The following is a 7517-nucleotide window of genomic DNA, read 5'->3' on the forward strand; positions in this document are numbered from 1 at the left end:
GGTGCGGCGGCGCGGCTGACCCCCCCCCGCCGAGCCGGCGCAACTTTCCGGACGGACGCGCCGGCTCGGCGACTCCGTGACGGTTAATTCGATGGCGCACCGGCGCGCGGGGCCCCACGATGGTCCGCAGCACCGGGGTCCGCCCGTGCCTGATCGAGAGGAGCGTGACATGTCGACGACTGTCGCTGGCCTGCCCGCAGACCACACCCACCTCTTGCATCGGAGCACCCGCGTTGACCGCACGGCACAACTGGCACGACCGGTCCGAGGAGCAGTACTCCTCTGACCACCTCCTCCACCTCGACACCCGTCGCGAGGTGGACCCCTTGGACGGCATCGACCCGTCCTTCCTCCTCGACTGGCACGCGGTCGAGGACATCGACGACGACACCCAGCGCTGGTCCACATGGCTCAGCGTGGAGCCGCTCTCGCGCGGCCCGGAGCCACGCCCTGACTGGGTCGTGACCTCCCAGGGCGCGATCGACACCGAGCTCGGCATCCTCAAGACCGGCAAGGAGGCCGACGCCTACCTGCTCGAGCGCGCCGTCCCCGGCTCGGACGCGCTCGGGGAGTCGGTGGTCATGGTGGCCAAGCGCTACCGCTCCACCGAGCACCGCACCTTCCACCGCGCCGCGACCTACACCGAGGGCCGCAGCGTCAAGCGCTCGCGCGACCAGCGCGCCCTCAAGGCCGGCAGCACCTGGGGGAAGATCGTCGCCGCCGGCGAGTGGGCGGTCTCGGAGTGGGAGGCGCTCAAGCGGTGCTGGCTGCTCGGGCTGCCGGTTCCCTACCCCGTGCAGCTCGACGGGCAGGAGATCCTCATGGAGTGGATCACCGTCGAGGGCGAGGACGGGGTCGAGACGGCGCCGCGGCTCGCGCAGACCCGCCCCGGGCCCGCGCTGCTGGCCTCCTACTACGACCAGCTGCGCGACGCGCTCGCCACGATGGTGCAGGCGGGGATCGTGCACGGCGACCTGTCGCCGTACAACACCCTCGCCGCGGGCGAGCGGCTCGTGGTCATCGACCTGCCGCAGGTCGTGGACCTGGTCGGCAACGCCAACGGGATGGACTTCCTGCTGCGCGACTGCCGCAACATGTGCCGCTGGTTCCGCGCCCGGGGATTGGAGGTCGACGAGCAGGAGCTCTTCGGGGAGCTCATGGCGCACGCGTTCTGACGGGGACGCGGAGCGGACCCGTCGACCGGTGGTCGAGCGAGCCGTCGCGGCCTGAGCCTGCGAAGGCCGTGAACCGGCGTGTCGAGACCCTCGCGGATGCGTGCGACACCGGCGGAACCGTCGCGTAGGTTCCCCCCGTGAGACGCACCCGGGGCCGCACGGTCGACGTCACCACCCTCGCCGACCTCGAGCGCCGGCTCGACGAGGGGGTGCGATCGCTGTCGGGGTGGCGGGTGCGCCACCTCGACCTGCGCAGCCGCCCGGACCTGCTGCTGGGCCGCGACGTCGACGGGGCGACCTTTCTCGGCTGCGACTTCGCCGGGGACGACGCCACCCGGGCCGAGGCCGGCGGGGCGATCGTGCTGCCCTCGCTGGCCGACCGGCCGCTGCCGGTCGACCCCGCCCGCACCTCGCTCTACACCGCGCCCGAGCTCTACGACGCCCCGCGCTGGGTCGACTCCCTCGACGGTCGCGCCTACGCCTGGTCCCAGGAGGCCCGCGCCGACGTCGCGCCGGGCGAGGCGGCCCTGGCCCGGGTCCTGCACGACCACGCGATCGACGTCGCCCTCGACGCCTGGCGCCTGGGGCGCAGGGTCGTCGGCGTCATGGGCGGGCACCGGGCCCTGCGGGGTGAGGAGACGTACGCCGACGCAGCACGCCTCGGGCACCTGCTGGGCGACCGGCTGACCGTGGCGACCGGCGGCGGGCCGGGCGCGATGGAGGCCGCCAACCTCGGGGCACGGCTGGCCGGGGAGCCGACTGAGGCGCTGACGGAGGCGCTGTCGCTGCTGGCCGCCGTGCCGACGTACCGACCCTCGGTGGACGCGTGGGTCTCGTCGGCCATGGAGGTCCGCGAGCGCTGGCCCGACGCGCGCGAGAACCTGGCGATCCCGACCTGGCACTACGGCCACGAGCCGCCGGGCGTCTTCGCGACGGCGATCGCCAAGTACTTCCGCAACGCGACCCGCGAGTCGATCCTGCTCGAGGTCTGCGACGCCGGCATCGTCTTCCTGCCGGGGGCGGCCGGCACCGTGCAGGAGGTCTTCCAGGACGCGTGCGAGAACTACTACGCGGACGTCTCCGGCGTGGCCCCGATGGTGCTGGTCGGCGTCGAGCACTGGACGCGCACCCTGCCCGCCTGGCCGCTGCTGGAGGCACTGGCCCGCGACCGGGCGATGGAGCGGTTCGTGCACCTCGTCGACACCGTCGAGGAAGCGGCCGAGCTGCTGGCCTGACGGGCTCAGCCCAGGGGCACCTGGAACAGCCGCTCCTCGCCGTACGCCGTGAAGCCGGCCCGGCGCAGGATCGGCCCGGACGTGGCGGTGTTGCCCTTGACCAGCGCCATGGTGCACCCGTGGTCGGCGCCCTCACGCAGACGGGCGTCGAGGACGGCGCGGTAGACCCCGCGCCCGCGCGCCTCCTCGAGCGTGCAGCCTCCCCAGAGCCGGGCGACGTCGCCGGCGACCGTGATGCCGCCGCTGCCGACCGCGCGTCCCTGCTCGTAGGCGATCACGCTCCACTGCTCGGGCACCTGGCGCGCCAGGCTCGCGCGCAGCTCGTCCTCCGAGGGCATCGAGCCGCCGAAGACCTCGGCGTTGAGCCGGTAGTAGTCGGCGTGGGTCGCGAGGTCGTGGTCGTCACGGCGCAGCTCGAGCCCGGGCCGGGGCTCGAGGTCGGGGCGTGCCGCGGTCAGGTCGAGCGCGAGCACCGCCAGCGTCTCCTCGAGGTTCCCGCCCGCGGCGCGGACGACGTCCTCGAGGGCGACGTCGGCGTCGATGGTCACCCAGACCTGGAGCCGGTCGGCGCCCCAGTCGCGGGCCTGGGCGCAGAAGCCGGCCAGCGCCTCGGCGGGGTCACCGACCGGGTGGAACCGCAGGAGGCTGGCCGGGTGCTCGAACCAGGTCGGCCACCGCACCAGGACCCCGTCGGAGGTGTCCACGCGCTCGGCGTCCTCGGGGACCCACAACCACTCGTCGACGGCGCGGAGGACGTCGTCACGCGTCAGGGGCACCGGGACGACCAGCTCACTCGGTGGCGGCGAGCTGGCCGCAGGCGCCGTCGATGTCGCTGCCGCGGGTGTCCCGGACGGTGGTGGGGATGCCCCGGGCCTCCAGGCGCCGGACGAACTCGCGCTCGTCGGCGGGGTCCGAGGCGGTCCACTTCGACCCGGGCGTCGGGTTGAGCGGGATCAGGTTGACGTGCACCCAGCCCCAGTCGGCACCGGTGGCGTAGAGGACGTCGGCGAGCAGGTCGGCGCGCCACGCCTGGTCGTTGATGCCGCGCATCATGGCGTACTCGATGGAGACCCGGCGCTTCGTGGTCTCGGCGTACTCGAAGGCCGCCTCGACGGTCTCCGCCACCGAGAAGCGGGTGTTGATCGGGACCAGCTCGTTGCGCAGCTCGTCGTCGGGTGCGTGCAGGCTCAGCGCCAGCGTGACGGGGACGCCCTCGGTGGCCAGCTGCTTGATCCGCGGCACCAGGCCCACGGTCGAGACCGTGACCCCGCGCGCGGACATGCCGAGGCCGTCGGGGGTGGGGTCGGTGAGCCGGCGCACGGCGCCGACGACGGCCTTGTAGTTGGCCAGCGGCTCCCCCATGCCCATGAAGACGACGTTGGAGACCCGGGTCGGGCCGCCGGGCACCTCACCGCGGGCCAGCGCGCGGGCACCCGCGAGCACCTGCTCGACGATCTCGGCGGTGCTCATGTTGCGCTGCAGGCCGCTCTGGCCGGTGGCGCAGAACGGGCAGGCCATGCCGCACCCGGCCTGGCTGGAGACGCACATGGTGGCGCGGTCGGGGTAGCGCATGAGCACCGACTCGACGAGGGCTCCGTCGAAGAGCCGCCACAGCGTCTTGACGGTGGTGCCCTTGTCGGCCTCCATCGTGCGCAGCGGGGTCATCAGCCCGGGGAGCAGCGCCTCCACGAGCTCGGCGCGCTGGCCGGCGGGAAGGTCGGTCATCTGCTCGGGGTCGTCGACCAGCCGGGCGAAGTAGTGCGTCGAGAGCTGCTTGGCCCGGAAGCCGGGCAGCCCCTTCTCCTCCAGCAGCTCCTTGCGCTCGGCAGTGGTCAGGTCGGCGAGGTGCCGCGGCGGCTTCTTGCGGCCGCGCGGCTCCTCCATCACCAGGGGCAGCAGCTTCGGGGTCTCGTGGTCAGGCATCGCGGACCATCCTCCCACCCGGGCCGCGACCCGGCCGAACCGTCGGGGACGTGACCTCGGCCCCGTGCGTCCGCCGAGGCCCCCTCGGACAGACCTGCGACCGGGTCAGCGGTTGACCAGGAACCAGAGCACCAGCGCCGCGACGCCCCCGACGACCAGGGCCGTGGAGACGATGCCGAGCAGCATGTAGCGACCGAACCGGCGGGTGTGCGGGTGCACCAGCAGCGCGATCGGCACCGCCAGGGCGACGAGGACGAAGGGGAAGAGGTCCTCGGCCGACTCGGTGTCCACCATCGACGCCAGCAGCGCGGCGTAGGCCCCCGGGACGACGACCACGAAGACCAGGCCGGTGAAGAACCCTGCGAGCGAGGCGAACACCGGGTGGTCGCGGTGCCACCAGCCGACGGTGGGCTCGCCGGTCTGCTCGCCGGGCTGCTCGCCGGTTTGGGCCGCGGGCTGGGCCGCGGTGGGGTCCGCGCCGTCGACGTCCCGCGGCTCGACGCGAGGCTCGCGGGAGTCGGTGTCGTTCATGGGGCCAGCATGCCCCGTGCCGGGGGTCCGTACGCGGGTACGCGCCGGACGGGCGTGGCGGGCGGCCGAGCGAGCAGCCGGCTCAGACCTCGACGGTCCAGGCGTCCGGCATGCGCAGCGCGGCCCACCGGTCCAGGTCGGGCTCGGCGCCGGTGAGCGCCGCGAGCGCGAGCGTCCACGCCGTCCCGTGGCCGACCAGCACGAGGTCCTGCCCCTCGTGCACCTCCACCAGGCGGCGTACGGCGGGGACGACCCGGTCCGCGCAGTGCTGCAGCGGCTCCCAGCCGTCCGCGGCCGGGCGGGCGGGGTCGGCGAAGGCGCGCGCGACCACGTCGGGGAAGTCCTCGAGCCACCCGGTGGCGCGCTCGTGCTCGCGCAGCTCCGGCACGACGCCGATCTCGCCGTCGGTGAGCAGCTCGGCCGTCGCAAGCGCCTTCGGCTCGGGTGAGCAGGCCCACGCCGCCGCGGCGGGCAGGCGGTCGCGCAACGCCCACACGTCGTCGTACCCCGCGGGGTCCAGCGGCCACTTGCTCGCGGGGCGCGTCGGGTCAGGGAGGGAACGGCCGTGCCGGACGAGGTGGACGGTCACGTCAGGACGCGAAGACGAGGTGGTGGAGCAGCAGCCAGATCGGCGCGATGGTGGCGAGCAGCGAGTCGAGCCGGTCCATCAGGCCGCCGTGGCCGGGGATGACCTGGCTCATGTCCTTGATGCCCAGGTCGCGCTTGATCACCGACTCGCACAGGTCGCCGAGCGTGGCCATCACCACCGCGATGAGACCCAGGGCGACCCCGACCCACCAGTCACCTTCGAGCAGGTAGACCACCAGCGCGATGCCGGCCGCCACCGTGGCGACCAGGGAACCGGCGAAGCCCTCCCAGGACTTCTTCGGCGAGATGACCGGGGCCATCGGGTGCTTGCCGAAGAGGACGCCGGCGGCGTACCCGCCGATGTCGGAGGCGATCGTGACCAGGATGAAGGCGATGATGCCCCGGACGCCGTCGTCGTCCAGGCCGCTGCCGTCCAGGCCACCCTCGGCCAGCAGCAGCGCGACGAACGAGCCCAGGAAGGGCACGTAGACGAGGGTGAAGAGCGAGGCGGTGGCGTTCTGGACGTAGCCCTCGATCCCCCGGCGCAGCAGCCACAGCATCGTGACCAGTCCGGTGACCGCCGTGGCGGTGACGAGGGCGTCGGAGCCGAAGAGGTAGGCCACGACCACCATCGAGACCCCGCCCACCATGAGCGGCTCCTCGGGCAGGTCGATGCCCTTCACCGAGAAGCCGCGGCCGAGCTCCCAGACCGCGACGCACACCGCGACGGCCACGATGAGCATGAAGGCGGCCTTGAAGAACAGCAGCGACGCGGCGATCGAGCCGAGCAGGACGACGGCCGAGCCGACCGCGGCCTTGAGGTCGCGACCTGCCCGACCGTGGTCCTTGGTCGGGGTGGGCTGTCCCGTGGGGGTGGGGGCGGCCATCGTGGCGAGCGAGCGGGAGGTCCTCAGACCTCCAGCAGCTCGGCCTCCTTGTTCTTGAGCATCTCGTCGATGGAGTCGGTGTGCTTCTTGGTGATCGAGTCGAGCTTCTTCTCGGCGCCGGTGACGTCGTCCTTGCCGACCTCGCCGTCCTTCTCGAGCTTCTCGAGGTTCTGCTTGGCGGTGCGGCGCAGGTTGCGCACGGCGACCCGGCCGTCCTCGGCCTTGGCCCGGGCGACCTTGATGAACTCCTTGCGGCGCTCCTCGGTCAGCTCGGGGAAGACGCAACGCAGGACCTTGCCGTCGTCGGTCGGGTTGACGCCCAGGTCGGAGTCGCGGATCGCGCGCTCGATGTTCTTGGTCGCGCCCTGGTCGTAGGGCGCGATGATGATGACGCGCGCCTCGGGGGTGGTGAAGGAGGCGAGCTGCTGCAGCGGGGTGGGGCTGCCGTAGTAGTCCACGACGATCTTGTTGAAGACCGAGGGGTTGGCGCGGCCCGCGCGGATCGCGGCGAACTCCTCGCGGGTGGAGTCGACCGACTTGTCCATCTTGCTGTCGGCCTCGTTGAGGATGTCGTTGATCACCGTGGGGCTCCTGGTCCTGTCGTCTCGCTGCGTCGTACGTCGTGGTGCTGGTGTGGCGCGTGGGGGTCGTCGCTCCGGGCTCAGCCGGCCTCGACGAGCGTCCCGATCCTCTCACCCTTGAGCACGCGCGGGATGTTGCCCTCCGGCTCCATGCCGAACACGACCATCGGCAGCTTGTTCTCCGCGCAGAGGGTGAAGGCGGTCTGGTCGACGACGGCCAGGCCCTTGCCGATGGCCTCGTCGAAGGTGATCCGGTCGTACTTCTTCGCGTGGGAATCCTTGCGGGGGTCGGCGTCGTAGACCCCGTCGACCCCGCTCTTGGCGAAGAAGACCGCGTCGCAGCGGCTCTCCAGCGCCCGCTGGACCGCCACGGTGTCGGTGGAGAAGAAAGGCATGCCCATGCCGGCGCCGAAGATGACGACCCGGCCCTTCTCCATGTGCCGGATGGCGCGCCGGCGGATGTAGGGCTCGCCGACCTGCTTGATCTCGAGGGCGGTGAGCACGCGGGTCGCCACGCCGACCTTCTCGAGGGCATCCTGCATGGCCATGGCGTTGATGACGCTGCCGAGCATGCCCATGTAGTCGGCGCTGCCCCGG

Annotated in this window: 9 protein-coding genes; 2 read left to right on the forward strand and 7 right to left on the reverse strand. The window is 72.6% G+C overall.

What is annotated here, in order from left to right; genetic code table 11:
• The first annotated feature begins 233 nt into the window (after positions 1-233).
• Positions 234-1175 carry a serine protein kinase RIO gene (locus tag Q1V71_RS01565; protein WP_300639795.1) on the forward strand — a complete coding sequence of 314 codons (942 nt, stop codon included), beginning with the start codon at positions 234-236 and terminating at the stop codon, positions 1173-1175.
• 137 nt (positions 1176-1312) lie between these two features.
• Positions 1313-2410 carry an LOG family protein gene (locus Q1V71_RS01570; RefSeq protein ID WP_300639798.1) on the forward strand — a complete coding sequence of 366 codons (1098 nt, stop codon included), beginning with the start codon at positions 1313-1315 and terminating at the stop codon, positions 2408-2410.
• A 5-nt stretch (positions 2411-2415) separates the two neighbouring features.
• Here Q1V71_RS01570 and Q1V71_RS01575 read toward each other — a convergent pair whose 3' ends face one another.
• From Q1V71_RS01575 to Q1V71_RS01605, 7 genes are all read right to left on the reverse strand, one after another.
• Positions 2416-3186 carry a GNAT family N-acetyltransferase gene (locus Q1V71_RS01575; RefSeq protein ID WP_300639801.1) on the reverse strand — a complete coding sequence of 257 codons (771 nt, stop codon included), beginning with the start codon at positions 3184-3186 and terminating at the stop codon, positions 2416-2418.
• A 13-nt stretch (positions 3187-3199) separates the two neighbouring features.
• The gene (rlmN, locus tag Q1V71_RS01580; RefSeq protein WP_300639804.1) at positions 3200-4333 is read right to left on the reverse strand and encodes a 23S rRNA (adenine(2503)-C(2))-methyltransferase RlmN; all 1134 of its coding nucleotides are present in this window, start codon (positions 4331-4333) and stop codon (positions 3200-3202) included.
• 105 nt (positions 4334-4438) lie between these two features.
• Positions 4439-4864, reverse strand: coding sequence for a hypothetical protein (locus Q1V71_RS01585; protein ID WP_300639807.1), 426 nt, complete (start codon positions 4862-4864; stop codon positions 4439-4441).
• 82 nt (positions 4865-4946) lie between these two features.
• Entirely contained in the window at positions 4947-5453 is a 507-nt protein-coding gene (locus tag Q1V71_RS01590; protein ID WP_300639810.1) for a histidine phosphatase family protein, read from the reverse strand.
• A gap of 1 nt (position 5454) precedes the next feature.
• Positions 5455-6339, reverse strand: coding sequence for a phosphatidate cytidylyltransferase (locus tag Q1V71_RS01595; protein WP_300639813.1), 885 nt, complete (start codon positions 6337-6339; stop codon positions 5455-5457).
• Between the two features lie 23 nt (positions 6340-6362).
• On the reverse strand, positions 6363-6917 hold the full coding sequence (gene frr, locus Q1V71_RS01600) for a ribosome recycling factor (RefSeq protein WP_300639819.1): 555 nt from the start codon (positions 6915-6917) through the stop codon (positions 6363-6365).
• A gap of 83 nt (positions 6918-7000) precedes the next feature.
• The coding region (locus Q1V71_RS01605; RefSeq protein ID WP_300639816.1) for a uridine monophosphate kinase at positions 7001-7517 on the reverse strand (517 nt) is incomplete at its 5' end.

This window comes from Nocardioides sp. (genome assembly GCF_030149505.1).
Classification (GTDB): domain Bacteria; phylum Actinomycetota; class Actinomycetes; order Propionibacteriales; family Nocardioidaceae; genus Nocardioides.